This is a genomic window from Siccirubricoccus soli, from assembly GCF_024178315.1.
GTDB classification, from domain to species: domain Bacteria; phylum Pseudomonadota; class Alphaproteobacteria; order Acetobacterales; family Acetobacteraceae; genus Siccirubricoccus; species Siccirubricoccus soli.
The window spans coordinates 1-24,625 of sequence record NZ_JAMZIK010000188.1; the positions used below are offsets into that span (position 1 = coordinate 1).

Consider the following 24,625-nt stretch of genomic DNA (forward strand, 5'->3'; position numbering starts at 1 on the left):
GGCGGCGGCGGCATCGCCGACCAGCAGCAGCCCGGGCGGCGGCGGCGGCAGGGCGTCCGGCGCCAGGGTCTCGGCCGGGCCGGCGGCCGCCGCGGCCCCTGCGGGGAAGCGTTCCAGCACCACCCGGCCGCGTTTGGTGTCGATGGCGCTCCAGACCTCGTGGGCGTCGCGCAGGGCAGGGGGCAGGGCGGCGGCCAGCGCCTCCCCGGTGGTGACGCCGATGCCGGGGCAGCCGGCGGCCAGGGCGATGCCCTCCGCCAGCGCCAGGGCGGCGCGCAGCCCGGTGAAGCCGCCCGGGCCGACGATGGCGGCCACGGCGGCCAGCTCGGTGGCCTTCAGCCCGGCCTCGGCCAGCACCGCCTCCGCCATCGGGGGCAGCAGCGCGGCATGGCCGCGATCGCCCTCCGCCAGCCGCGCGGCGCGGGTCGCGCCATCGGCGGCCACCGCGGCGGAGCAGCGGGCGAGGGAGGCATCCAGGGCAAGAATCCAGACCGGGGCAGGCATCCCGGCAATCTAGGGCAGATCGCCGCAGGGCGGCATCGCCCGGAGGCCTGAATCTGCTCGCCAAACAATACCCGGCGCGTTTTCGACAAACGCCTGCGAACAGAAATGCTCGGATGGAAAGACAAACCGGGAATGGGGCCGTGCCGCGAGCCAGGCCGGGGATGGACCGCCCCCAGACCCCGGTATCGGCCTGCCGCCCGGCGGTGCGACCCGCCGGCCCGGGGAAGTTACGCGGCCGGAGCCGCCAGCCCCTCCCGCGGCCCATAGGCCTCCGTCAGCAGCGCCCGCGCCGCCTGTTCCAGCGATTCCGCCGCCGCCTCATTCCCCAGATAGGCCGCCGAGCTGAACGCCCCTTCCAGCAGCAGCAGCAGGGTATCCCCCAGGGATTCCGCCGCCCCCGCCTCGGCGCACATCCGCCGCAGCCGGTCCCGCTTGATCTGCCGGTGCTTGTCGATCAGCTTCCGCGCCGGGTGCTCCGCATCCGGGAATTCCACCGTGACGATCGCCATGGGGCAGGCGCGGAAGCCCGGGCTGCGCAGCAGCGCCGCCGCCTGCTCCACGTAATGCCAGGGCCGCTGCCGCGGGTCGGGCAGCGCCATGGTCTCGTCATACAGCGCCTCGCCCGCCTCGCACTGCTCCTCCAGCACCGCCTCCACCAGCGCGTCCTTGGAGGGGAAGCTGCGGTAAAGGCCCATCTTGGTGGTGCCGGCCACCCGGCACACCTCCTCCACGCCGGTGGCGTGGATGCCCTGGCGGTAGAACAGATCCTTCGCGGCTTCGCGCACCCTTTCCGCCGCGCTGCGCTTCCCGCGCAGGGTGGGTTTGCGGTCCTCGGTCACGGCGCACCTCCTGCCTTCCGGCCCGGTTCTAACGGGCTGCACCCAATTCGGATGCCCGCCCTCTTGCAAAGAGACTGACCGGTTCGTATCAATGGGACGAACCGGTCGGTATCATCCGGCCCCGGAGATAAGCAATGCCCACCCTTCCGCGCAAGACCCTGGGCAAGACCTTGGCCCCATTGGCCTTCGCCCTCGCGGTTTCCTCGCCCCTGGCGGCCCTTGCCCAGACCGCACCCACCCCGCCCCCCGTCACCGTGGCCCAGCCGCTGCAGCGGAACGTCACGGAATGGGACGAGCACATTGCCCGTCTCGAACCCTTCGCCCGGGTGGAGCTGCGCCCGCGCGTCTCCGGCCAGGTGGACAAGGTGAATTTCCGCGACGGTCAGCTCGTCCGCGCCGGCGACCTGCTCTTCACCATCGACCGCCGGCCCTTCGAGATCGCCCTCGAGGCCGCCCGCGCCGAGGTGGCGCGGGCCGAGGCCAAGCTCGACCTCGCCAACCAGGAGATCGAGCGGACCATCCCCCTGGTGCGCAACCGCTTCGCGCCCGAAGCCCAGCTCGACAGTCGCCGCGCCGCCCAGCGCGACGCGGTGGCGGCGCTGGACGCCGCCCGCGCCGCCCAGCGCAATGCGGAGCTGGAGCTGAGCTGGACCGAGGTGCGCGCCCCCAATGCCGGCCGCGTTTCCGATCGCCGGGTGGATGCCGGCAACCTGGTCCAGGCCAACACCACCCTGCTGACCACCATCCTGACGCTCGACCCGATCTATGCCCGCTTCGACATGAGCGAGGCGGACTACCTCCGCCTCGCCCGGCAGACCCAGAGCGGCGCGCGCCGGCCGGACCGCGAGCCGGGCAACACCCCGGTGCAGCTCCGCCTGGTGGATGAGACGGGCTTCGACCACAAGGGCCGCATCGACTTCCTGGATACCGCGCTCGACGCCCGCAGCGGCACCGTCCGCGCCCGCGCCGTGCTGCCCAACCCGGACCTGTTCCTCACCCCCGGCAGCTTCGCCCGGCTCCGCCTCTGGGCCGGCGAGGCGGAGGCGCTGCTGGTGCCGGATGCCGCCATCGCCGCGGACCAGGCCAGCCGCATGGTGCTGACCGTGACGGCGGATGGCACGGTGGTGCCGAAGCAGGTCACCCTCGGCCCGGTCATCGACGGGCTGCGCCTGGTGCGCAGCGGCCTCACGCCCGAGGACCGCGTCATCATCGCCGGGCTGCACCGCGCCCGGCCGGGCGCCCGGGTGACGGCGGAGCTGGGGCGCATCGGCGATGCCCCCCAGCTCGCCGAATCCCGCTGACCGCGGGCTAGAGGAGAGCTGCCATGCGCCTCGCCCGCTTCTTCATCGCCCGGCCGGTCTTCGCCGCGGTGATCTCGATCGCCATCACCCTGATCGGCGCCATCGCCGGCTTCCGGCTGCCGATCAGCGAGTATCCGGAGATCGCACCCCCCACCGTCACCGTCACCGCGACCTATCCGGGCGCCTCCGCCCAGGTGATCTCGGAAACGGTGGCGACGCCGCTGGAGCAGGAGATCAACGGCGTCGACAACATGCTCTACATCTCCTCCCAGGCCACCGGCGACGGCAAGCTGACGATCAACGTCGTCTTCCGCCAGGGCACGGATGTGGACCAGGCGCAGGTGCTGGTGCAGAACCGCACCGCCGTCGCCCTGCCCCGGCTGCCGGAGGAGGTGCAGCGCCTCGGCATCGTCGTCCGCAAGGCCTCGCCCGACCTGCTGATGGTCGTGCACATGCTCTCGCCGGATGACAGCCGCGACCAGCAATACATTTCCAACTACGCCACCATCAACGTGAAGGACCGGCTGGCGCGGCTGGATGGCGTGGGCGATGCGCAGGTCTTCGGCGCGCGCGACTACGCCATGCGCATCTGGCTGGACCCGGCGCGCATCGCCGCCCGCGGCCTGACGCCGGGCGAGGTGGTGGCGGCGCTGCGCCGCGCCAACCTGCAGGTGGCGGCGGGCGGGCTGAACCAGCCGCCGACCGCCGACAACACCGGCCAGGCCTTCCAGATCAACGTCCAGGCGCTGGGGCGGCTGCTGACGCCGGAGCAGTTCGGCGAGATCGTCATCACCACCGGCACGGGCGGCGCGCCGCTCCGGGTGAAGGACGTGGCGCGGGTGGAGCTGGGCAGCCAGGACTACACGGTGAACGCGCTGCTGAACAACAAGGTGGCGACCGCCATCGTCATCTACCAGCGGCCGGGCTCCAACGCGCTCGCCACCGCGGATGCGGTGCGCTCCACCATGGAGGAGCTGTCCCGCAGCTTCCCCTCCGGCCTCACCTACAGCGTGGTCTATGACCCGACGCGCTTCATCGCCCAGAGCATGGAGGCCGTCACCCACACCTTCGCCGAGGCGGTGGTGCTGGTGGTGCTGGTGGTCATCCTCTTCCTGCAATCCTGGCGCGCGGCCATCATCCCGCTGCTCGCCATCCCGGTCTCCATCATCGGCACCTTCGCCTTCCTCGGGGCGCTGGGGCTCTCGCTGAACACGCTGTCCATGTTCGGCCTGATCCTCGCCATCGGCATCGTCGTCGATGACGCCATCGTGGTAGTGGAGAATGTGGAGCGCCACCTGGCGGATGGCATGCCGGCCCGGGAGGCGGCGGAGCGCACCATGGACGAGGTCGGCTTCGCGCTGATCGCCATCGCCCTGGTGCTCTGCGCCGTCTTCGTGCCGACGGCCTTCATCGAGGGCATCGCCGGCGCCTTCTACCGCCAGTTCGCGGTGACCATCGCCGTCGCCACCCTGCTCTCGGCGCTGGTCTCCCTCACCCTCTCTCCCGCCCTGGCCGCGCTGCTGCTGAAGCCGCACGGCCATGGCGAGCTGCGCGGGCCGTGGCGCCTTCTCTTCGCGCCCTTCGGCCTGTTCTTCCGCGGCTTCAACCGGCTGTTCGATGCGCTGTCCTTCGGCTATGGCGCGCTGACCCGCCGGCTGGTGCGGTTCTCGGCGGTGCTGCTGGTGCTCTATGCCGGCCTGCTCGGCCTCACCGGCCATACCGTGCAGAGCACGCCGACCGGCCTGATCCCGCCGCTCGACCGCGGCTACCTGATCGCCGCCTTCCAGCTTCCCCCGGGCGCCTCCCTCGCCCGGACGGATGCGGTGATCCGCCGCGCCTCGGAGACCGTGCTGCAGATCCCCGGGGTGAAGGACGCGGTCGCCTTCGTCGGCTTCGACGGCGCCACCTTCACCAACGCGCCGAATACCGGCGTGATCTTCCTCGGCCTGCAGCCCTTCGAGGAGCGCGTCGCCCATGGCATCTCCTACCCTGCCCTGATCGGGGAGGTGCAGCGGCGCCTCGGCGAGGAGCGGGAGGCGCTCGCCCTCGTCATCCCGCCGCCCTCCGTCCCCGGCATCGGCACCGGCGGCGGCTTCAAGCTCTATGTCCAGGACCGCACGGGCCAGGGCGCGCGGGCGCTGGAACAGGCCACCGGGCAGATCGTCGGCGCCGCCAACGGGCTGCCGGAAATCGCCATGGCTTTCACCCTGTTCAACACCTCGACGCCGACCCTGCGCACCGAGGTGGACCGGACCAAGGCGGAGGTGCTGGGCGTGCCGCTGGCCCGCGTCTCGGAGACCCTCTCCTACTATCTCGGGTCGATCTTCGTGAACGACTTCAACATCCTCGGCCGCACCTACCGCGTCACGGCCCAGGCCGAGGAGAACCAGCGCCGCACCCCGCGCGACGTGGCCCTGCTGCGCACGCGGAACGACGATGGGGAGATGGTGCCGATCGGCGCCCTGGCGGAGTTCCGCGACGACACCGCGCCCTATCGCGTGCCGCGCTACAACCTCTACCCCGCGGCCGAGATCCAGGGCGCGGCCAAGCCGGGCGTCTCCACCGGCCAGGCGATCGCCGCCATGCAGAAGCTGCTGGCGGAGCGGCTGCCGGAGGGCTTCGGCTATGAATGGACGGAGATCGCGCTGCAGGAAACGCAGCAGGGCAACACCGCGCCCATCGCCTTCGGCCTCGCGGTGGTCTTCGTCTTCCTGCTGCTGGCGGCGCTCTATGAAAGCTGGCTGCTGCCGCTGGCGGTGGTGCTGATCGCGCCGATGTCGGTGCTCGCGGCGCTCGCCGGCGTGCTGTGGCGGGGGCTCGACAACAACGTGCTGGTCCAGGTCGGGCTGGTCGTGCTGGTCGGCCTTGCCGCGAAGAACGCCATCCTCATCGTCGAATTCGCCCGCGCGGCGGAGGCGGAGGGGATGACGCGGTGGGAGGCGGCGGCCGCGGCGGCGCGGACCCGGTTGCGGCCCATCCTGATGACCTCGCTCGCCTTCATCCTCGGCGTGCTGCCGCTGGCGGTGGCCACGGGGGCGGGCGCCGAGATGCGCCAAAGCCTCGGCACCGCGGTCTTCGCCGGCATGCTGGGGGTGACGGGCTTCGGCCTGCTCTTCACCCCGGTCTTCTACGTCGTGGCGCGGGCCATGGCGCGGAAGCGGAAGGTGGCGGCAGGGCACGGGGCGGCGCCGCATCCGGCGCATTGACCGGGTTCGAGAGGGGCTCTGCCCTCTCGAGCTCACCCCGCCAACGGCCGAAGGGCCTTTGGAAACCATGAGTTTGGGTTCGGGCGGTTGAACCTGCCGGGCTGAGGGGGAGCGGCGCTCTCCCTCAGCCCGCCTCCGCCACCAGCCAATCCCGGAACCCCCTGACGGCCTTCTCCCGCAGCGCCTCCGGCCGGGCGACGAAGAAATGCGCCTCCGGCCGCGCCACCGTCACCGGCGAGACCTGCACCAGATGTCCCGCCGCCAGCGCATCCGCCACCAACCCGCGATCCACCACCGCCGCCCCCAGCCCGGCGATCGCCGCGCGCACCGCCAGCGCCCTGGTCTCGAACACCAGGCCCGGCGCCGCCTCCTCGCGGCGTCCCATCGCCGCCAGCAGCAGCGGCCAATCCTCCGGCCGGGATCGGGCGGCGATGCGGGGCAGGGCGGCGAGGTCCGGCGCCCCCTCCCTTCCTGCCAGCAGCCCCGGCCCGGCCACCGCCACCAGCACCTCCGGCACCAGCTTCGCCACGCTGAGCCCCGGCCAATCCCCCATCCCCCAGCGGATGGCGCAGTCGAAGGGCTCGGCGGCCAGGTCCACCACCCGCGTCTCCGTGGCGATCAGCACGCGCAGCCCCGGCAGCGCCGCCTGCAGCCTCGGCAACCGCGGCACCAGCCACAGCGTGGCGAAGCTGGAAAGGGTGGAAACCCGCACCTCCCCGCCCCGCCGCCCCAGCTCCGCCACCGCGCGGTCGATCCGGTCGAAGGCATCGCCGATGCCAGCGAAGAGCCGCTCCCCCGCCTCGGTCAGCGCGCCGCGCCGGCTGCCGGGGCGGAACAGGCTGGTGCCGAGCCCCGCCTCCAGCTCCCGCAGCAGGTGGGAGACGGCGGAGGGCGAGACGCCCAGCACCCGCGCCGCCGGGGCAATGCCGCGCCGGCGGACCACTTCGACGAAGGCGCGCAGGGCGCGCGGCGAGGCCTGGGGAAACATGAGATCGTCTCAGCACCCTGGCGCGACAACTCACTACGGGCAAGCGCAGGCAGCGGGCTAGGCTGGAGACCTTCTCAGCAGAGGGAGAGGGGGAGGTGACCACGCTGGCCGAGAATTTCCGCATGCTGGCGGCCTATAATCGCTGGGCCAACCGGCGCCTCTACGCCGAGGCGGCGGCACTGCCCGACGCGCTCTACCGGCAGCCGGCCGGCGCCTTCTTCGGCAGCCTGCACGGCACGCTGAACCATCTGCTGGTGGCCGACCGCATCTGGCTGAAGCGCATGGAGGGGCGGGGCGAGGCGCCGGACCGGCTGGACGCCATCCTGCATGACGACCTGCCCGCCCTCCGCGCGGCGCGGGAGGCGGAGGATGCCCGGCTGATTGCCCATGTCGCCAGCCTGGGCCCGGCAGAGCTGGAGGCCGAGTTCAGCTACGCCACCACGAAGGGGACGCCGCACCGCCAGAGGCGCTGGCAGGCCCTGGCGCATCTCTTCAACCACCAGACCCACCATCGCGGCCAGGCCCACGCCATCCTGACGCGGCTGGGCGTGGCCGAGCCGGCCTCGCTCGACCTGCTGGCGATGCAGCGGGCGGCCACGGCCTGACGGGGAGGGGGCCGTCCCCTCGGCTTCCCGCTGGCCGTGCCGATGCCAAGCCGCCCGGGGCCGCCCCTGGGCGCCGGGTCGCCAGGCGAGTCCGCCTGGTCCGCGATTCCTCTACGCCCCGGCCGCCAGGCAATAGCCGCCGCTCTCGGTCAGCAGGAGCTGCGCGCGGGAGGGGTTCGGCTCCAGCTTCTGCCGCAGGCGGTAGATATGTGTCTCCAGCGTGTGGGTGGAGATGGTCGGGTTGTAGCCCCAGACCTCCTGCAGCAGGATCTGCCGCGGCACCGGGCGGCCGCCAGCGCGGTAGAGGAATTTCAGGATGCTGCTCTCCTTCGCCGTCAGCCGCACCTTGCGCCTGCCGGTCGGTTCCACCAGCAGCCGCGCCGAGGGGCGGAAGAGGTGTGGGCCGATCGGGAAGATCGCGTCCTCCGAATTGTCATGGATGCGGAGCTGGGCGCGCAGCCGCGCCAGCAGCTCGCTCAACCGGACGGGCTTCGCCAGGTAGTCATTGGCGCCCGCATCCAGGCCCTGCACCACATCCTCCTCCCGGTCCCGGCCGGTGAGCATGATGATCGGCATCTGCCGGCCCGCCTCGCGCAGCCGCGCGCAGAATTCCGCGCCATCCCCGTCCGGCAGGCCGCGGTCCAGCAGGATGGCGTCGAAGCGCAGGGCGCCGGCCAGCCTCTCGGCGGCCGCGGCGAGGCTGCCCGCCACCTCGGGCGCGAATTCGCCCTCCAGGCCCAACTGCTCGAAGAGGGTGTCGGCAAGGGCGGCGTCGTCCTCGACAATCAGGATGGGGCGGGGGGCCATGGCTTGTCTCCACGCTGGCAGGGGCCGGGGTCCGGCATGGCGCGGAAGTTGAAGGGCGCTGCCCTGCCTGTCCGTGACGCGGGTCACCAGATCGATGCGCAGGGCGGACATGTAGGGGGACAACCGGCCCGTTGCGGGACCAATGCCGCGTCAGGGTCCGACCCGCCGCACGGCGCGAGCACGGCGTCGCGCTGGCCCGAAACGCCCCGACGCACGCCCGGCCGAACCGGCCATGCCGTTGCCGGGCCTGAAAGACGCTTCCTTGTCATCCGCGCCGCCCGTTGCCTTGGCGCGGCTTTGCCGCGACAGGCTGTGCGAGACCCTGGCCGCAGAGCCTGCACGGGCCCCGCAGCGGCGCGCAGCGCCCGCCCGGGGCGAAAACCGGGGTCCCCGCGGCGCCGCGTCAGCGGCGTCGCGGGGAGTTAGAGGTCCAGCTCGACCATCACCGGCACATGATCGCTCGCCTGCGGCCAGTTGCGGGCCGGCTTCAGCACCGCATGCCGCCGCAGCCCGCCGGCGAGGTCCTGGCTGACCCAGATATGGTCCAGCCGCCGCCCGCGGTCCGAGGCTTCCCAGTCCCGCGCCCGGTAGGACCACCACGTATAGAGCTTCTGCTCCGCCGGCACGAAGTGGCGCACCGCGTCATGCCACGCCCCCGCCTGCTGCCAAGCGGTCAGCGCCGCCACCTCCACCGGGGTGTGGGAGACGACGTCGAGGAGCTGCTTGTGGCTCCAGACGTCATGCTCCAGCGGCGCGATGTTGAGGTCGCCCACCATCACCGCCCGCCGCGCCGGCCCGCGTTCCAGGTTCCAGGCCGTCGCCTCCGCCACGAAATCCAGCTTGTGGGCGAATTTCGGATTGACCTTGGGGTCCGGCACGTCGCCGCCGGCGGGCACGTAGAAATCGTGCAGCTCCAGCGGCCCGCCTGGCAGATCCAGCGCCACGCCGAGATGCCGGCAATCCCCCTTGCCGCACCAGTCGGGATCCTCCGCCCGCACGGTGAAGGGGATGCGGGAGAGGATGGCGACGCCGTTGTAGCCCTTCATCCCGCGATGGGCGATGTGGGGAAACCCCGCCGCCTTCAGCTCCTCCAGCGGGAAGAGCTCATCCGGGCATTTTGTCTCCTGCAGGCAGAGCACGTCGGGCGCCAGGGCGGCGACCAGCTCGTTCAGCAGCGGGCGGCGAAGTCGGACGGAGTTGATGTTCCAGGTGGCGATGCGGAGCGCGGTCATCCCCCCGCGCTACAGGCTCCCGCCGAGGTGATCAAGACACGGCGGCCGATCCGGCGCCGCCCGTTGTCCTGCCGCGGCTCTGCCGCGGCAGGCTGTGCGAGTCGCCGCTCAGGCAGCGACTCCCGGGGCCCCGCGGCGCCGCGCAGCGGCGTCGTGGGGAATATCAGACGATGCGCGTCCGCACCTCGCCCACGCCCTCGACGAAGCCTTCCAGCACATCGCCCTTCACCACCGGGCCGACGCCTTCCGGCGTGCCGGTCATGATGAGGTCGCCCGGCGCCAGCCGCACCAGGTGGGAGAGGTTGGAGATCACCTCCGGCACGCTCCAGATCAGCTTGGAGAGATCGGAGGTCTGCACGACCTTGCCGTTCACCTTCAGCTCGATCCTCCCCTTCGAGGGATCGATGCCCTTCGCCGGCACCAGCGCGCCCATCGGCGCGGAGTGGTCGAAGCCCTTGCCCATGTCCCAGGGGCGGCCGGTCTTCTTCGCCTCGTTCTGCAGGTCCCGCCGGGTCATATCCAGGCCCGCGCAATAGCCCCAGACATGGCCCAGGGCGTCCGCCACGCTGATATTCGCCCCGGCCGAGCCGATCGCCACCACCAGCTCCATCTCGTGGTGCAGCGACTTGGACATGGGCGGGTAGGGCATGTCGGCGTCGTTCACCACCAGCGCATCGGCGGGCTTGGTGAAGTAGAAGGGCGGCTCGCGGGTCGGGTCGCTGCCCATCTCGATGGCGTGTTCCGCGTAATTGCGGCCGACGCAGAAGATGCGGCGCACCGGGAACATCTGGCTGCTGCCCTTGATGGGCAGGGCGGCGATCACCGGCGGGGCGATGACGTAGTCCGACATGGCGGGACCCTTCCTTGCACGCCCCTGCCATAGCAGCGGCCGCCAGGAGCCGGATAGCCCCCGGCCCCGCTCTGCCGCGCTGCCACAGCCGGCTGCCAGGACTTAAAGTGATACTTTAAGATCTTCTTTGAAGGCCGTGTATCTGCCGATAAAAAAGCGCCCGGACAGGGGGGTGTCCGGGCGCCGTTGGTAGTTTCCGATCGGAAAGGTCGGGCGAGCCGGCAGGGGAGTCCGGACATCGACCTCCAGCCTATTTGGGGGGGCTGGTGTCGATAGACTAGCGTGTTGTTCTCAAAGACGCAAAAGGCTATTGCGCGACTCTGCGAATTAAGTTGTATGACGAGGTCGATTTCGCGCGGACGTGACAGGATTCGGCAGCGAACGGGCAGCGGCAGCGGAAGAGACGGCCTCCCGTACACGTTCCGCTCTACTTCAGCGGGGTCGGCGCACGCGATAGTTGTGTTCTACTCGGCCGCCTGGGGCAGGGCGCGGCGGGCCGCCCAGGCCGTCGCTGCGGCGCCGAATCGCTCGAACAGGGTGCGGCTCAGCGAATCGGTTTCCCAATCATATTCCGGGTGCCACTGGATGCCGTAGGCGAAGCCGGGCGCATCCTTCACCCGCACCGCCTCGATCGTGCCGTCCGGCGCCCAGCCCTCCGCCGCCAGTCGCGGCGCCAGCCGGGCAACCCCCTGGTTGTGCAGGGAATTGACCGGAATCTCGGTGCGGCCGGACAGCTCCGCCAGGAAACTGCCCGGCAGCAGCCGGACATTGTGCGCCTTCGCCGTCCGCACCTTGGCGAAGCGCTGGTCGGAGGGGGTGGAATGGTCGATCCGCCCCGGCAGGTCCTGCACCCGCTGGTTCAGGCTGCCGCCGAGGGCCACGTTCAGCTCCTGGAAGCCGCGGCAGATGGCCAGCAGCGGCAGGCCGGCGGCGATGGCGGCGCGGATCAGCGGCAGGGTGGTGGCGTCCCGCGCCTTGTCCTCCGGCGTGCCCTCCGCATGCGGCGGGCCTTCGTAATACTCCGGGCAGACATTGGAGCGGCTGCCGGTAAGGATCAGCCCGTCGAGCCGCGGCAGGATCTCCGGCACCAGCGCCTCCCCGGCCGCGGGCAGCAGCACGGGAATGCCATCCACCGGCCCCAGCACCACGCGGATGTAGCTGTCGGAGGCAGCGTGATTCGGCGTCGCGAAGATACCGAAAGGCTTGACGCAGCAGGATATGCCAATGAGCGGCTTCATCACCCGTAAGCTTCCCCCGCGATTGCGGCACGATCAAGATGCAGATGCCTGAACGGAAAACGAATCTGCCATGCGATTCGGCACAGTCAGGCGAGGTCTGCTCACGGAATGCCAAGTTGTTCGCGAAAGCGCGGGTCGTTGAACTCGAAGAGGCTGGAGGGGAAGCGGCCGCCATATTCCGGCTGGTAGAGGCTCACCCGCGTCTCCTGCCCCTGCGCATCCACCACCGCCCATTGCTTCAGCTCCATGGGCTGGTCGGAGAAGATCAGGGTCAGCCTTCCCTCCGCCGCGCGGCCGGTGCGGAACAGGGTGATGCCCAGCAAGCCGCTGGCGCGTTCCACCCGCGTCACCGTGATATCGCCGGAGAAGCGCAGATTGTCGCTCAGCAGGATGCCGAGCGGCGTGGCGGCGAGCGGCACGGTGGTCGCCTGGCGGAGCTGCTTGTCGAAATAGAAGAACTGGCCGTGGCTGGCGATCAACAGCAAAGGTTCCGGCGGATCGTATTCGAAGCGCATGCGGCCGGGCCGGACGATCCAGCCCGTGCCCTCCGCCGAGCCGCCATTCTGGCCGATCTGCAGGAAGCGGGCCTTCAGGCTCTGCAGGGCGTTCATCCAGGCCTCCGCCCGGGCCAGGTCGGCGCGGTCGCGGTCCGAAAGCGAAGCCTGCTGCGCCAGGGCGGTGAGCGGAGGCAGGAGGAAGGGAAGGGCGAAAAGGGCGCGACGCTGCATGGGCCGGATGTGGCAAGGGAGTGCGGCAGGGAAAAGGCGCACGGCGGAAAATCCACCGGGAGGAAAGTCGAACGGGCAGCATTGCCGGCACTTTCCCCGCCGCCCGCCGTCCAGGCCTGCCGACTCACACCGGGGTCCGGGGCCAGGTCCTGGCCCCGGCGGGAGTGCAGAGGGCAGTGCCCTCTGCCGGGGGCCCGGGGGCGGCGCCCCCGGCCTCACCCCGCCAGCGCCGCCGCCAGCGGCAGGGGCTCCATCCCCATCGCCGCCGCCACCGCCGGGTGGACGATCCGTCCGGCCTGCAGGTTCAGCCCCTGCGCCAGATGCGGGTTGGCCGCCAGCGCCCCCGGGAAGCCCAGTTCCGCCAGCTGCACCACGAAGGGCAGGGTCGCGTTGTTCAGCGCCACCGCGCTGGTCCGCGCCACCGCCCCCGGCATGTTGGTGACGCAGTAATGAATGATGCCGTCCACCACATAGGTCGGTTCCGCATGGGTGGTGGGGCGGGAGGTCTCGAAGCAGCCGCCCTGGTCGATCGCCACATCCACCAGCACGCTGCCCGGCCGCATCGCGCCCAGCATGGCCCGCGTCACCAGCCGCGGCGCCGCCGCCCCCGGCACCAGCACGGCGCCGATGACGAGGTCCGCCTCCGTCACCGCCTGCTCCACCGCCTCCGCCGTGGCGAAGAGGGTGGCGACCTGGCCGCCGAATTCCCGGTCCAGCGCATCCAGCACCCGCGGGCTGCGGTCCAGCACCACCACCCGGGCCCGCATCCCGGCGGCGATGCGCGCGGCGTTGGAGCCGACCACGCCGCCGCCGAGGATCGCCACCCGCGCCCCCGGCACCCCCGGCACGCCGGAGAGCAGGATGCCCGCCCCGCCCAGCTCCTTCTCCAGGCAGCGGGCGCCCACCTGCACCGCCATGCGGCCCGCCACCTCGCTCATCGGCGCCAGCAGGGGCAGGCCGCCCTCGGGGCTGGTCACGGTCTCGTAGGCGATGGCGGTGCAGCGGCTCTCCAGCAGGCCGCGCGTCTGCTCCGGGTCCGGCGCCAGGTGCAGGTAGGTGAAGAGGATCTGGCCGGGGCGGAGCTGCTGCCATTCCGCCGGCTGCGGCTCCTTCACCTTCACCACCAGCTCGGCCGTGGCGAAGATCTGCGCGGCGTTGGGGGCGATGGCGGCGCCGGCGGCGGCATAGGTGGCGTCGGGGAAGCCGATCCCGGCCCCGGCGCCGGTCTCCACCAGCACCCGGTGACCCCGGCTGGTCAGTTCCCGCACCGAGGCGGGGACCAGTCCGACGCGGTATTCGTGATTCTTCACCTCCCGCGGGACGCCGATGAGCATGCGCTTTCCTCCCTCGTGACCGGGAGGGATGTGGGTCCGCGTCCTGGCTGCCGGAAGGCATGTTCCCGCCCGCGCCGCGTGGCGTGCGCGGCCGCGGCGGGCGCCCCGCCATCACGATGCCGCGGCAGCGCCGCGCGGCGCCCTTCAGGGCGGCAGGCCGCGCCCCTGGCGTTCGATGCGCAGATGCGCCCGCGCCAGTTCCAGGCTGCGGCGGCGCGTCTTCGGCACCTCGCGCCCCCATGTCGCCGCGGGTGGGTGGTTGTCCCGGTCCGGCTCCCCGATGACGGCAGGCTGGCGGGCCACCCGCCGCTCGGCCCGGTCCGGATCGGTTTCAGGGTGGGTCACCCCGGCCCCCGCACCGCCAATCGCCGCCTGCGCCGCGCGATGCGGCGGGGGGGGCGTTCAGGCGCGGCCGGGCCGGGATGGCAGGCTGTGGCGCACGGCCCAGCCCTATCGAAACAACGACTGTTGCATCCAGCGGGATCGCGGTGCCGCCTGCCGGCCTCATGCCGGCCTCATGCCGGCCGCGCGCAATGCCGACCGGGATCGGCCCACAGGCGCGGCGCCATACCCACCCTGCGCGCGATCCCCGGCCCGGAAAGCGAGGGCTTCCCGAGCGGGTATCATTCCACCGGCAGGAAGATGAAGCCGACGGCGGCGATGAGGCAGACCATGGCGGCCAGGTAGGTCCAGCGCAGCGGCTCCCCCAGCACCAGCACGGAGAAGCCGGCGAAGACCGCGAGCGTCACCACCTCCTGCATCACCTTCAGCTGCTGGCCGGTATAGGCGCCATAGCCGATCCGGTTGGCCGGCACCGCCAGACAGTATTCGAAGAAGGCGATGCCCCAGGAGGCGATGATCGCCAGCCACATCGGCCAGGCCGGCCGCTTGAGATGCCCGTACCAGGCGAAGGTCATCAGCACGTTGCTGCCGATCAGCAGCAGCGGCGGCAGCAGATGCGCAGGGTTCATGCGGGGATCCAACTCAGGGCGGGGTCCGGGGAGAAGCCTTCTCCCCGGCGGAGGTGCAGGAGGCAGCGCCTCCTGCCCAGGGTTCGGGGGCGGCGCCCCCGATCGGCAGGGCGCGCAGCAGCCACAGCATGATGCCCATGGCCGGCAGCGCCGCCACCGTGGTCAGCACGAAGAAGCCGGACCAGCCCAGGCTCTCCGCCAGCCAGCCCGAGCCGGCCCCCAGCGTCCGGAGCGGCACCGCCGCCAGGGAGGAGAGCAGCGCGTATTGCGTGGCGGTGAAGGCCCGGCTGGTGAGGCCGGAGAGGTAGGTGAGGAAGGCCGCATCCGCCAACCCGTCCGTGAAGCTCTCCACCCCCACCTGGGCGAACAGCATCGGCATGTCCCGCCCGCCGCCGACCAGCGCCAGGTACATGAGGTTGGACAGCATCTGCCCGAGCCCGGTCAGCACCAGCGCCCGCCCGGTGCCGAGCCGCCCGACCAGCCAGCCCCCCGCCAGCGCGCCCAGCAGGGTCGCACCCATGCCGAACACCGTGGCGACGCTCGCCACATCCTCCCGGGTGAAGCCGAGGGAGCGGTAGAAGGGCGTGGTCATCACCCCCGCCAGCGCCTCGCCCAGCTTGAACAGCGAGACGAAGAGCAGGATGGCGAGCCAGCCCCGCCGCCCGAGGAATTCCGCGAAGGGATCGAGCACCGAGGCGCGCAGCCGCGCCCGCCAGCCGAGCGCGGCGGCCACCGGCCGCGGGGTGTCCGGCCCGGCCAGGGCGGCGGCCATGCCCGGCAGCATCAGCAGCGCGGCGGCGGCATAGGCGCCCTGCCAGCCCAGCCCCTGCACCAGGAAGAGCACGCCGGCGCCGCTGGCCAGCAGCGCCAGCCGGTAGCCCCAGACATAGGCGGCGAGGCCATAGGCCTGGCGCTCCGCATCCTCGCCCAGCATCTCGATGCGCCAGGCATCCACCACGATGTCCTGGCTGGCGGAGAGGAAGGCGACGAGCACGGCGAGCGCCACGGTCAGCCCCGCGCCCTCGCTGGGGTCGGTGGCCGAGACGCCGAGGATGGCGGCGACGAGCCCCGCCTGGATCGCCAGCAGCCAGCCGCGCCGCTGGCCCAGCGGCAGGGGCGGCCGCACCGCGTCCAGCGCCGGGGACCAGAGGAACTTATTGGCATAGGCCAAGCCGATCAGCGCGGTGAGGCCGATGGCCGAGAGGGAGAGGCCGCTTTCGGTGAACCATTGCCGCAGCACCTGGCCGGCGACGAGCGGCAGGGGCACGCCGGCGGAGAAGCCGAGGGCGAGGAGCAGGAGGAAACGCCGGTCCCGGAGCATCGGCAGCGGATAGCCGAAAGCGGGGCATGGTGGCTATGGGCCCTGCGCCGCCCTGGCCCCTGCCTGCAGCGGGGCGTGCTCATGCGTCGTCGCAGGCGGCCGTCGTGATGTGCCAATGGCGATGCGAGGCAACGCCGCCCGCCCTTGCCGCGCAGCCCGCCCCATGGCCCGGTCCCGCGCTGCGCCCGTCGTGGCGGAAGGCCCGGCGCCGTCCGCTCGTACCAGCCCCGGGAAATGCCGGCCGATGCCGGTCAAGGGCGCGCGGCCGGCATGTCCTTCGGTCTGGCGCGCAGCCGCCGCACCAACCCTGCGCGCGATACCTGGCTCGGACAGCAAAGGCTTTCCGAGCCGGGCATCATTCGTTCAGCCCTTTGCCGGGATGGGGATGCACCGCCTGCCAGTGCTTCGCGATATCGACGCGCCGGGCGATCCACACGTCCTTCCGCTGCATCATGTAGTCCAGCAGCCGCTGCAGCCCCATGGCCCGCGCCGGGTGGCCGATCAGGCGCATATGCAGCCCCACCGACATCATCTTCGGCGTCCTCGCCCCTTCGGCATACAGCATGTCGAAGGCATCGCGGATGTAGGAGAACCATTGGTCGCTGGTGCCCATCCAGCCGGCATATTTCCCGTCATTGTTGGTGAGCGAGTAGGGCACGACGAGCTGCGGCCTGCCCTCCACCGTCACCCAGAAGGGCAGCTCCTCGCCATAATAGTCGCTGTCATAGAGGAAGCCGCCATGCTCGACGACGAGGCGGCGGGTGTTCACGCTCGGCCCGTAGCGGCAATACCAGCCATCCGGGCGGCCCACCGTCCGCGTCAGGCTTTCCACCGCCTTGCGGATATGCTCGCGCTCCTCGGCCTCCGACAGCTCGAAATGCTTCACCCAGCGCCAGCCATGGGAGCAGATGTCGTAGCCCGCGGCGCGGATCGCCGCCGCCGCCGCCGGATTCGCCTCCAGCGCCAGGGCGCAGCCGAAGATGGTCAGCGGCAACCCGCGTTCCTGGAACAGCCGGTGCAGCCGCCAGAAGCCGACGCGGGAGCCGTATTCGAACATCCCCTCCGCGGCGAGGTCGCGGCCGGACTTCACCTGGCTCCCGCCATGCGCCTCGGTCAGCCCGGTCTCCGTCATGCCGTCGCCGAGGGCAAAGGAGGGCTCCGAGCCTTCCTCGTAATTGATGACGAAATTCACCGCCAGCCGCGCTCCGCCGGGCCATTGTGGGTCCGGCGGGTTGGCGCCGTAGCCGATGAAGTCCCGCTTCACCTCATAGGGCATCCTGTCCCCCTATTGCCGATCGAGGATGAGGGCGTAGAGGCGGCGGGATCCCGCCTGGCCCTGGCCCTCCAGCCGGTCGGGCCCGGTGCGGCGCAGGGTGGTCTGCTGGCCCTCATGGTCCAGCACCGTCACCACCTCTCCCGCCACGCTGATCCGCGCCGGGGCGCGGCCCCAGCTTCCCGTCGCCGTGCCATCCGCGGCGACGGCGGAGACCAGCAGGGTGCGGCGGTTGTTGCCGGAAGCCCCCACCGCCTCCCCCACCCAGCGGCCGACCAGCCAGTGCGGCTGCTGTGCCAGGGCGGCGGCCGGGGCGAGGGAGGGGCAGCAGCAGCAGCGCCCGGCGCTCAGCCACCTGCGGGCAGCTCCACCTCGAAGGGCGGCACCTCGACGAATTCCTCATCCGCCTTGGTGCCGTCCCGCCACATGACGATGACGAAGCGCGCCTCCCGGTCCAGCACGGTGAAGGGGTGGTGCCAGACATTGGCGCCATAGGTCACGCCCTGGCGCGGCCCGCAGAGGAAGGCCCGCGCCCGCGCCATGTCCGGTATCGAGTTGGATGCGGCTCCGCCGCGCGCATCCGCCGCATGCGGCGCGACGATCGCCAGCCACCGCCCGCCTTCCTGCGGGATGAAGCTTTGCGAACTGAACTCATGCCGCTCCATGGTGGTGGAGCGGAGCGGCAGCGCCGTCAGCGGCGCCTTCACCGTCAGCGAGATCGAGGGCCGCGCGCCCGGCCGCAGATTGGCCAGCGCATCCTCGAAATAGGTGCGGCCCGGCACTTCCGGGCATTCGATCACCTCGCCGAAGGGCAGGAAGGCGGCGGAGGTCAGGGGTTCGGCGCGCAGGATCATCCCGCATCCTTCTCGTCAGGCCGGTCAGGCGTTCCATCAGCACGAAGGCATGGAAGATCAGCGTGCCGGCGACGGCAGCCACGCGGACATCCGCATGCCCCACATGCGGATGCGCAGCATGTCCGTCCGCGCCGAGGAGCGGAAGAGGGAGACCGGCAGATTGTCCACCAAGGCCATGAAGGCAAGGAAGGTGCCGCGCTCGCCGCCCGGGCATGAGTCGGCAGGCCGAACCCACGGGTCCCAGATTCGGACCGGGGTCCGGGGCCAGGTCCGGGCCCCGGCGGAGGTGCAGGAGGCAGCGCCTCCTGCCGGGGCACGGGGCGGAGCCCCGCTTCTGCCCAGAGGCCGAGCAGATTGCGGCGCTTTTGCCGCTCCGCGCATCACATTCCCGGCCGCCGCGCCGCATGCGAGGATGCGCCCGATGCCCCGCGACCTGCCCGACGCCCCGCCACCCCGCCACCAGCGTGCCGAGGGCGCCTTCGACCTGCACCTCGCCGCCGGGCCGCGCGGCACCGCGCTGCGGGATCTCTACCAGCAGGCCCCCGCCCGCGTGCTCTTCCCGGTGCCGGAGCCGGATGAGGCGCTGACCGCCGCCGTGCTGAACTGCGCGGGCGGCCTCGCCGGCGGCGATTCCCTGCGCCAATCCGTGCGGCTGGAGGCCAATGCCCGCGCCACGCTCAGCACCGCCGCGGCGGAGAAGGTCTATCGCAGCCTCGGCCCGGAGACGCGGGTGGAGAGCGCGCTGCAGCTCGGCCCCGGTGCCGTGCTGGAATGGATCCCGCAGGAGACCATCCTGTTCGACGGGGCGAGGCTGCGCCGCCGCATGGTCGCGCATCTCGCCCCCGGCGCGCTTCTGCTGGCCGCCGAGACCCTGGTCTTCGGCCGCGCCGCCCGTGGCGAGCGGATGACCAGCGGCATGGTGTTCGATGCCTGGCGGCTGGAAGGCCCGGACGGGCTGCTCTGGATGGATGCGCTGGCGCTGGAGGGCGATCTCGCCGCCCGCCTCGCCGCCCCCTTCGGCTTCGCGGGCGCGGAGGCGCTGGGCACGCTGCTGCTGGCGGGCGGCGCGGCGGAAGCGGCACGGGATGTGCTGCGCGCCCTGCCGGAGCGCGCCCCCGGCGGCGCCACCCTGCCGCGCCCCGGGCTGCTGCTGGCCCGCTGGCTGGGCCCGGCGGGCGCGGTGCGGGAGGCGGTGGCGGCGGCGATCCTCGCGCTGCGCGCGGCGCAGCTCGGCCTGCCACCGCGCCTGCCGCGGCTGTGGACGACGTGAGGGGAGGCGGGCCATGATCGGTGCGGGGATGAGGGAGAGGGCATGAACCTGACGCCGCGCGAGAAGGACAAGCTGCTGATCGCCATGGCGGCGCAGGTGGCGCGCCGTCGCCTGGAACGCGGGGTGAAGCTGAACCACCCGGAAGCCGTGGCGCTGATCACCGACTTCGTCGTCGAAGGGGCGCGCGACGGCCGCAGCGTGGCGGAGCTGATGCGCGACGGCGCCCGCGTGCTGACGCGGGACCAGGTGATGGAAGGGATCCCCGAGATGATCCGCGAGATCCAGGTGGAGGCGACCTTCCCGGACGGCACCAAGCTCGTCACCGTGCACGAGCCGATCCGGTGAGCGCCCCGATGGTCCCTGGCGAACTCCTCCCCGCCGCGGGCGAGATCGAGCTGAATGCCGGCCGCGACGCCATCGAGCTCGAGGTCGGCAATACCGGCGACCGGCCCATCCAGGTCGGCAGCCACTACCATTTCGCCGAGACCAACCCGGCCCTCGCCTTCGACCGCGAGAAGGCCAGGGGCCGCCGCCTCGACATCGCCGCCGGCACCGCGGTGCGGTTCGAGCCGGGGCAAACGCGGAAAGTGCGCCTCATCCCCTATGCCGGCAGCCGCACCGTCCACGGCTTCCGCGGCGAGACGGAAGGACAGGTCTGATGCCCAGCCGCATCTCCCGCGCCGCCTATGCCGGCATGTATGGCCCGACCACGGGCGACCGCCTGCGCCTGGCCGATACCGATCTCATCATCGAGGTGGAGCGCGATCTGACGACCTATGGGGAGGAGGTGAAATTCGGCGGCGGCAAGGTCATCCGCGACGGCATGGGGCAGAGCCAGGTGACGCGCGCCGGCGGCGCCATGGACACCGTCATCACCAACGCGCTGATCCTCGACCATACGGGGATCTTCAAGGCGGATGTGGGACTGAAGGATGGCCGCATCGCCGCCATCGGCAAGGCCGGCAACCCGGACACCCAGCCGGGCGTCGACATCATCATCGGCCCAGGCACGGAGATCATCGCGGGCGAGGGCCGCATCCTGACGGCTGGCGGGCTGGATGTGCATATCCACTTCATCTGCCCGCAGCAGATCGAGGAGGCGCTGGCCAGCGGCATCACCACCATGTTCGGCGGCGGCACCGGCCCCGCCCATGGCACGCTGGCCACCACCGCCACGCCCGGGCCCTGGCACATGGCCCGCATGCTGCAGGCGGCCGAGAGCTTCCCGGTCAATCTCGGCTTCCTCGGCAAGGGCAATGCGGCGCTGCCGGCAGGGCTGGAGGAGCAGATCCTGGCCGGCGCCTGCGGCCTGAAACTGCATGAGGACTGGGGCACCACGCCGAAGGCGATCGACACCTGCCTCAGCGTGGCGGATGCGCTGGACGTGCAGGTGGCCATCCACACGGATACGCTGAACGAGAGCGGCTTCGTCGAAAGCACCGTCAAGGCCATCGGCGGCCGCACCATCCAGGCCTTCCACACCGAGGGCGCCGGCGGCGGCCACGCGCCGGACATTTTACGAGTCGTGGGCGAACCCAACTTCCTGCCGAGCAGCACCAACCCGACCATGCCCTACACGGTGAACACCGTGGACGAGCATCTCGACATGCTCATGGTCTGCCACCACCTCGACCCGCGCATCCCGGAGGACGTGGCCTTCGCCGAGAGCCGCATCCGGAAGGAGACCATCGCGGCCGAGGACATCCTGCACGACCTCGGCGCCATCTCCATGATGAGCTCCGACAGCCAGGCCATGGGCCGGGTGGGCGAGGTGATCATCCGCACCTGGCAGACCGCGCACAAGATGAAGCAGCAGCGCGGAAGGCTGAAGGAGGAGAAGGGCGAGAACGACAATCTCCGCGTCCGCCGCTACATCGCGAAATACACCATCAACCCCGCCATCGCCCAGGGCATCAGCGCCCATGTCGGCAGCGTGGAGCTGGGCAAGCTGGCCGACCTCGTGCTGTGGTCGCCCGCCTTCTTCGGGGTGAAGCCGGACCTGGTGCTGAAATGCGGCTCCATCGCCATGGCGCCGATGGGCGACCCCAACGCCTCCATCCCCACGCCGCAGCCCATCCATTACCGCCCGATGTTCGCCGGCTTCGGCAAGGCGATGGTGGCGAGCAGCGTCACCTTCACCTCCAAGGCGGCGCTGGCGCATGGCATCGGGGACAAGCTCGGCCTGCAGCGCCAGCTCCTCGCCGTGGAGAACACCCGCGGCGGCATCGGCAAGCGCAGCATGGTGCTGAACGACGCCCTGCCGCGGATCGAGGTGGACCCCGAGACCTACGAGGTCCGCGCCGATGGCGAGCTGCTGATCTGCGAACCGGCGAAGCTGCTGCCCATGGCGCAGCGCTACTTCCTGTTCTGAGGTTCGCGTGTCCGAAATCTGCCTTGAGCAGCAACTTGCTGCCCTGAACTTCGCTCTGGCCGGGAAAATTATCGGTGGCCCTAATGGGAAGATCAGCTTCGATCTGATCGACGAGGCCAGGTACGGCACTTGTGTTTACATGTGGATCAAACAAGACCGGCACGGGGTTCTTGTGGGTCCACCTTGCTATATCGGCATCGCGGGGGACACGCTGAGGAAGCGTTGCGATCAGCACGACAGGATCGGTTTCAACGGCCGTACAAGACAAAAGGGATGGGAGCATGCCCGTGAGATCAGGCAGCTCCAATCCGCCGGGTACGAAATAGCTGTCTGGGCAAAAGAGTGCGATGTTGTTGGGCTATTGGGCGAGGAAGTGTCTCTAGCTCTTCTCGAAGAGATGGCTCTCATCTGGAAGTTCCAGCCACCGTGGAATAAGCCGGCAGACCGCAAGAGAAAGACCTACTCTTCATCCGTCCGACGCTGGGAACTTAAGCAGAATGAGTGACACCATTCTCCCCCGCGCCACCCAGGTTCTCCCCGCCGGCGGCTGGGTGGAGCGCACCGCCCGTCACACCGTCACGCTCGACTTCGACGACCGCTTCCGCCGCCGCAAGCGCTATGTGGCGGAGGACGGCTTCGTCTTCCTGCTGGACCTCGAAGCCGCCACGGCTTTGCGCCAGGGCGACGGGCTGCTGCTGGAGGGCGGCGGCGTCATCCTGGTGCGGGCGGCGCCGGAGCCGCTGGTGGAGATCACCGCCGAGACGCCGGAGCAGCTCGCCCGCCTCGCCTGGCATCTCGGCAACCGGCACCTGCCGGCGCAGATCGAGGGCAGCCGCATCCTGATCCGCGACGACCATGTCATCCTCGCCATGCTGCAGGGCCTCGGCGCCGCGACGCGCCGCATCAGCGCGCCCTTCGACCCGGAAGGCGGCGCCTATGGCGAGCACAACCGCCAGCCCGGCCATCACCACCACCACCACCACGGCGATGACGACCACCACCACTGAGGGCGCGCCGCTCTACCGCCTGCTGGCCTGGCTCTCCCCCGCCTATCCCATCGGCGCCTATACCTACAGCCATGGGCTGGAACGCGCCGTGGAGGATGGCGCGGTGAGGACCCGTGCCGAGCTCCTCGCCTATGTCGCCACCGTGCTGCGGGACGGTGCCGGCCGCGTGGATGCCGCCCTGCTGGTGGCCGCCTGGCGCGCCGCCGCTTCCGGCGACGACGCGGCGCTGGACGCGGCCGCCCGCCTCGCCGCCGCCTGGCGCGGCACGGCGGAGACGGCGCTGGAGACCATGGCGCAGGGCACCGCCTTCACCAGCGTCACCCTCGCCGCCTGGCCGGAGCCGCGCCTCGCCGCCTTCGCTGCCCGCCACCCCCGTGCGCTGGCGCATCCCGTCGCCTTCGGCGCCGCGGCCGGCTGCCACGGCATCCCGCTCCGCCCCGCCCTCACCGGCTTCCTCTCCGGCTTCGCCGCCAACCTCGTCTCGGCGGGGGTCCGGCTGGTGCCGCTCGGCCAGACGGACGGCCAGATCGCCACGGCCGCCCTGCACCCCGTGGTGGAGGCCGCCGCCGACGCCGCCGAGGCTGCCGGGCTTGACAGTCTCGGCACGGCGGCGCCCATGTTGGACCTGCTCTCCATGCGCCACGAAACCCAGTACACGAGGCTGTTCCGCTCATGAGCCCGTCCGCCGAGCCACGCCCCATGCGGGGACCATTCCGCGTCGGGATCGGCGGCCCTGTCGGCTCCGGCAAGACGGCGCTGACGGAGCGGCTCTGTCGCCATCTGCACGCCACCCACGACATCGCCGTCATCACCAACGACATCTACACCAAGGAAGACGCCGAATTCCTGACCCGCGCCGGGGCGCTGGAGCCGAGCCGGATCGCCGGCGTGGAGACCGGCGGCTGCCCCCACACCGCGATCCGGGAGGACGCCTCCATCAACCTCGCCGCGGTGCAGGAGATGACGGAGCGCTTCCCGGCGCTGGAGATCCTGCTGATCGAGAGCGGCGGCGACAACCTCGCCGCCACCTTCAGCCCGGAGCTGGCGGACCTCACCCTCTACGTCATCGATGTCAGCGCGGGGGACAAGATCCCGCGCAAGGGCGGGCCGGGCATCACCCGCTCCGACATGCTCGTCATCAACAAGATCGACCTGGCGCCGCTGGTCGGCGCCGATCTCTCCGTGATGGACCGCGACGCGCGCCGGATGCGCGGGCAGCGGCCCTTCATCTTCACCAACCTGAAGGAGAATACCGGCGTGGCCGAGATCGCGAATTTCATCCTGGACCAGGGCGGCATCGCCCGCCGGCAGGCCGCCTGATGCGCGCCCTTCTCCTCGCCGCGGCGCTGCTCGCGCCGCTGCCGGCCCTCGCGCATCCCGGCCATGGGCTGGAGCACGGCTTCGCCGCCGGCCTCGCCCACCCCTTCCTCGGCCTCGACCACCTGCTGGCGATGGTCACGGTCGGCCTGCTCGGCGGGCTGCTGGGCGGCGCGGCGCGCTTCGCCCTGCCGGGCGCCTTCCTCGCCGCCATGGCGGCGGGCGCGGGCCTGGCCATGGCGGGCGTCGCCCTGCCGGGCGTCGAGGCCGGCATCCTCGCCTCGCTCATCGTGCTCGGCGCGCTGACGGCGCTGGCGGTGCGGCTGCCCCTCGGCGCCATGGCGGGCCTTGCCGCGCTGTTCGGCCTGCTGCACGGCGCGGCGCATGGCGCGGAGCTGCCGGGCGGCTCGGCCGCCCTCTATGTCGCCGGCTTCCTGGTCGCCACGGCGGCGCTGCATGGCCTCGGCCTGGCGCTGGCGCGGCCCTTCGCCCCCTGGGCGCGCCGCGCGGCGCAGCTCGCGGGCGGCGCGACCGCGGCAGCGGGCCTCGCCTTGGCGCTGGTCGGCTGAACCTGACCGGGCGGCGCCCTGGCGCGATATCCGATCAGCT

At 71.5% G+C, this 24,625-nt stretch carries 27 protein-coding genes; 12 read left to right on the forward strand and 15 right to left on the reverse strand.

All coding sequences use genetic code 11. The annotated features are described in order from the left end of the window. Together tsaB and NJ376_RS29060 are read right to left on the reverse strand one after the other, a co-directional pair. Nucleotides 1-504, reverse strand: a 504-nt coding sequence (tsaB, locus tag NJ376_RS24805; protein ID WP_252955969.1) for a tRNA (adenosine(37)-N6)-threonylcarbamoyltransferase complex dimerization subunit type 1 TsaB, incomplete at its 3' end; no start/stop codon positions are given. A gap of 227 nt (nucleotides 505-731) precedes the next feature. Next, nucleotides 732-1,343: a TetR/AcrR family transcriptional regulator gene (locus NJ376_RS29060; RefSeq protein ID WP_370288622.1), complete on the reverse strand. Its 612-nt coding sequence runs from the start codon at nucleotides 1,341-1,343 to the stop codon at nucleotides 732-734. Between the two features lie 134 nt (nucleotides 1,344-1,477). On the opposite strand from NJ376_RS29060, the gene NJ376_RS24810 reads away from it, so the two are divergent. Together NJ376_RS24810 and NJ376_RS24815 are read left to right on the forward strand one after the other, a co-directional pair. Next, entirely contained in the window at nucleotides 1,478-2,644 is a 1,167-nt protein-coding gene (locus NJ376_RS24810; RefSeq protein ID WP_252955970.1) for an efflux RND transporter periplasmic adaptor subunit, read from the forward strand. 23 nt (nucleotides 2,645-2,667) lie between these two features. Continuing rightward, nucleotides 2,668-5,850 (forward strand): efflux RND transporter permease subunit, encoded by a 3,183-nt coding sequence (locus NJ376_RS24815; RefSeq protein WP_252955971.1) that lies wholly within the window; start codon nucleotides 2,668-2,670, stop codon nucleotides 5,848-5,850. Between the two features lie 124 nt (nucleotides 5,851-5,974). On the opposite strand, the gene NJ376_RS24820 is transcribed toward NJ376_RS24815, so the two are convergent. After that, complete coding sequence (locus NJ376_RS24820; RefSeq protein WP_252955972.1) at nucleotides 5,975-6,838, reverse strand: LysR substrate-binding domain-containing protein; 864 nt, start codon at nucleotides 6,836-6,838, stop codon at nucleotides 5,975-5,977. Nucleotides 6,839-6,933: 95 nt separating this feature from the next. Between NJ376_RS24820 and NJ376_RS24825 the strand changes: the two genes are divergently transcribed. Continuing rightward, nucleotides 6,934-7,443, forward strand: a complete 510-nt coding sequence (locus tag NJ376_RS24825) for a DinB family protein (protein WP_252955973.1) — start codon at nucleotides 6,934-6,936, stop codon at nucleotides 7,441-7,443. A 111-nt stretch (nucleotides 7,444-7,554) separates the two neighbouring features. On the opposite strand, the gene NJ376_RS24830 is transcribed toward NJ376_RS24825, so the two are convergent. The 12 genes from NJ376_RS24830 to NJ376_RS24885 form a co-directional block, all read right to left on the reverse strand. Beyond that, nucleotides 7,555-8,250, reverse strand: a complete 696-nt coding sequence (locus tag NJ376_RS24830) for a response regulator transcription factor (RefSeq protein ID WP_252955974.1) — start codon at nucleotides 8,248-8,250, stop codon at nucleotides 7,555-7,557. 422 nt (nucleotides 8,251-8,672) lie between these two features. Next, nucleotides 8,673-9,482: an exodeoxyribonuclease III gene (locus NJ376_RS24835; protein ID WP_252955975.1), complete on the reverse strand. Its 810-nt coding sequence runs from the start codon at nucleotides 9,480-9,482 to the stop codon at nucleotides 8,673-8,675. A 163-nt stretch (nucleotides 9,483-9,645) separates the two neighbouring features. Beyond that, complete coding sequence (locus tag NJ376_RS24840; protein ID WP_252955976.1) at nucleotides 9,646-10,332, reverse strand: fumarylacetoacetate hydrolase family protein; 687 nt, start codon at nucleotides 10,330-10,332, stop codon at nucleotides 9,646-9,648. A 464-nt stretch (nucleotides 10,333-10,796) separates the two neighbouring features. Then, the gene (locus NJ376_RS24845; protein ID WP_252955977.1) at nucleotides 10,797-11,570 is read right to left on the reverse strand and encodes a gamma-glutamyl-gamma-aminobutyrate hydrolase family protein; all 774 of its coding nucleotides are present in this window, start codon (nucleotides 11,568-11,570) and stop codon (nucleotides 10,797-10,799) included. Nucleotides 11,571-11,671: 101 nt separating this feature from the next. Continuing rightward, nucleotides 11,672-12,298: a LolA family protein gene (locus NJ376_RS24850; protein ID WP_252955978.1), complete on the reverse strand. Its 627-nt coding sequence runs from the start codon at nucleotides 12,296-12,298 to the stop codon at nucleotides 11,672-11,674. A 215-nt stretch (nucleotides 12,299-12,513) separates the two neighbouring features. Continuing rightward, nucleotides 12,514-13,632: an alanine dehydrogenase gene (ald, locus tag NJ376_RS24855; RefSeq protein ID WP_252955979.1), complete on the reverse strand. Its 1,119-nt coding sequence runs from the start codon at nucleotides 13,630-13,632 to the stop codon at nucleotides 12,514-12,516. Between the two features lie 144 nt (nucleotides 13,633-13,776). Beyond that, complete coding sequence (locus NJ376_RS24860) at nucleotides 13,777-13,977, reverse strand: hypothetical protein (RefSeq protein ID WP_252955980.1); 201 nt, start codon at nucleotides 13,975-13,977, stop codon at nucleotides 13,777-13,779. A gap of 278 nt (nucleotides 13,978-14,255) precedes the next feature. Then, nucleotides 14,256-14,603, reverse strand: a complete 348-nt coding sequence (locus NJ376_RS24865; protein WP_252955981.1) for a DMT family protein — start codon at nucleotides 14,601-14,603, stop codon at nucleotides 14,256-14,258. 13 nt (nucleotides 14,604-14,616) lie between these two features. Then, nucleotides 14,617-15,924: an AmpG family muropeptide MFS transporter gene (locus NJ376_RS24870; protein WP_252955982.1), complete on the reverse strand. Its 1,308-nt coding sequence runs from the start codon at nucleotides 15,922-15,924 to the stop codon at nucleotides 14,617-14,619. Between the two features lie 355 nt (nucleotides 15,925-16,279). Next, on the reverse strand, nucleotides 16,280-17,200 hold the full coding sequence (locus NJ376_RS24875; RefSeq protein WP_252955983.1) for a polysaccharide deacetylase family protein: 921 nt from the start codon (nucleotides 17,198-17,200) through the stop codon (nucleotides 16,280-16,282). A 9-nt stretch (nucleotides 17,201-17,209) separates the two neighbouring features. Further along, entirely contained in the window at nucleotides 17,210-17,449 is a 240-nt protein-coding gene (locus NJ376_RS24880; protein WP_252955984.1) for a hypothetical protein, read from the reverse strand. Between the two features lie 95 nt (nucleotides 17,450-17,544). Continuing rightward, on the reverse strand, nucleotides 17,545-18,051 hold the full coding sequence (locus tag NJ376_RS24885) for an ureidoglycolate lyase (protein WP_252955985.1): 507 nt from the start codon (nucleotides 18,049-18,051) through the stop codon (nucleotides 17,545-17,547). A gap of 421 nt (nucleotides 18,052-18,472) precedes the next feature. Here NJ376_RS24885 and NJ376_RS24890 point away from each other — a divergent pair, with 421 nt between their 5' ends. The 9 genes from NJ376_RS24890 to NJ376_RS24930 are packed head-to-tail and all read left to right on the forward strand — an operon-like array spanning nucleotide 18,473 to nucleotide 24,585. After that, nucleotides 18,473-19,321, forward strand: a complete 849-nt coding sequence (locus NJ376_RS24890) for an urease accessory protein UreD (protein ID WP_252955986.1) — start codon at nucleotides 18,473-18,475, stop codon at nucleotides 19,319-19,321. 42 nt (nucleotides 19,322-19,363) lie between these two features. Beyond that, nucleotides 19,364-19,666 (forward strand): urease subunit gamma, encoded by a 303-nt coding sequence (locus NJ376_RS24895; protein WP_252955987.1) that lies wholly within the window; start codon nucleotides 19,364-19,366, stop codon nucleotides 19,664-19,666. A gap of 8 nt (nucleotides 19,667-19,674) precedes the next feature. Further along, the gene (locus tag NJ376_RS24900) at nucleotides 19,675-19,980 is read left to right on the forward strand and encodes an urease subunit beta (RefSeq protein ID WP_252955994.1); all 306 of its coding nucleotides are present in this window, start codon (nucleotides 19,675-19,677) and stop codon (nucleotides 19,978-19,980) included. Beyond that, nucleotides 19,980-21,692, forward strand: coding sequence for an urease subunit alpha (gene ureC / locus NJ376_RS24905; RefSeq protein ID WP_252955988.1), 1,713 nt, complete (start codon nucleotides 19,980-19,982; stop codon nucleotides 21,690-21,692). The genes NJ376_RS24900 and ureC overlap by 1 nt, the downstream gene beginning before the upstream one ends. A 7-nt stretch (nucleotides 21,693-21,699) precedes the next feature. Further along, nucleotides 21,700-22,197: a GIY-YIG nuclease family protein gene (locus NJ376_RS24910; RefSeq protein ID WP_252955989.1), complete on the forward strand. Its 498-nt coding sequence runs from the start codon at nucleotides 21,700-21,702 to the stop codon at nucleotides 22,195-22,197. Continuing rightward, nucleotides 22,190-22,699 (forward strand): urease accessory protein UreE, encoded by a 510-nt coding sequence (locus tag NJ376_RS24915; RefSeq protein ID WP_252955990.1) that lies wholly within the window; start codon nucleotides 22,190-22,192, stop codon nucleotides 22,697-22,699. Before NJ376_RS24910 ends, NJ376_RS24915 begins: the two co-directional genes overlap by 8 nt. Then, on the forward strand, nucleotides 22,629-23,375 hold the full coding sequence (locus tag NJ376_RS24920) for an urease accessory protein UreF (protein ID WP_252955991.1): 747 nt from the start codon (nucleotides 22,629-22,631) through the stop codon (nucleotides 23,373-23,375). The genes NJ376_RS24915 and NJ376_RS24920 overlap by 71 nt, the downstream gene beginning before the upstream one ends. A gap of 23 nt (nucleotides 23,376-23,398) precedes the next feature. Further along, nucleotides 23,399-24,019, forward strand: a complete 621-nt coding sequence (gene ureG / locus NJ376_RS24925) for an urease accessory protein UreG (RefSeq protein WP_252955992.1) — start codon at nucleotides 23,399-23,401, stop codon at nucleotides 24,017-24,019. Continuing rightward, nucleotides 24,019-24,585 carry a HupE/UreJ family protein gene (locus tag NJ376_RS24930; protein WP_252955993.1) on the forward strand — a complete coding sequence of 189 codons (567 nt, stop codon included), beginning with the start codon at nucleotides 24,019-24,021 and terminating at the stop codon, nucleotides 24,583-24,585. Before ureG ends, NJ376_RS24930 begins: the two co-directional genes overlap by 1 nt. Nucleotides 24,586-24,625 lie beyond the last annotated feature (40 nt).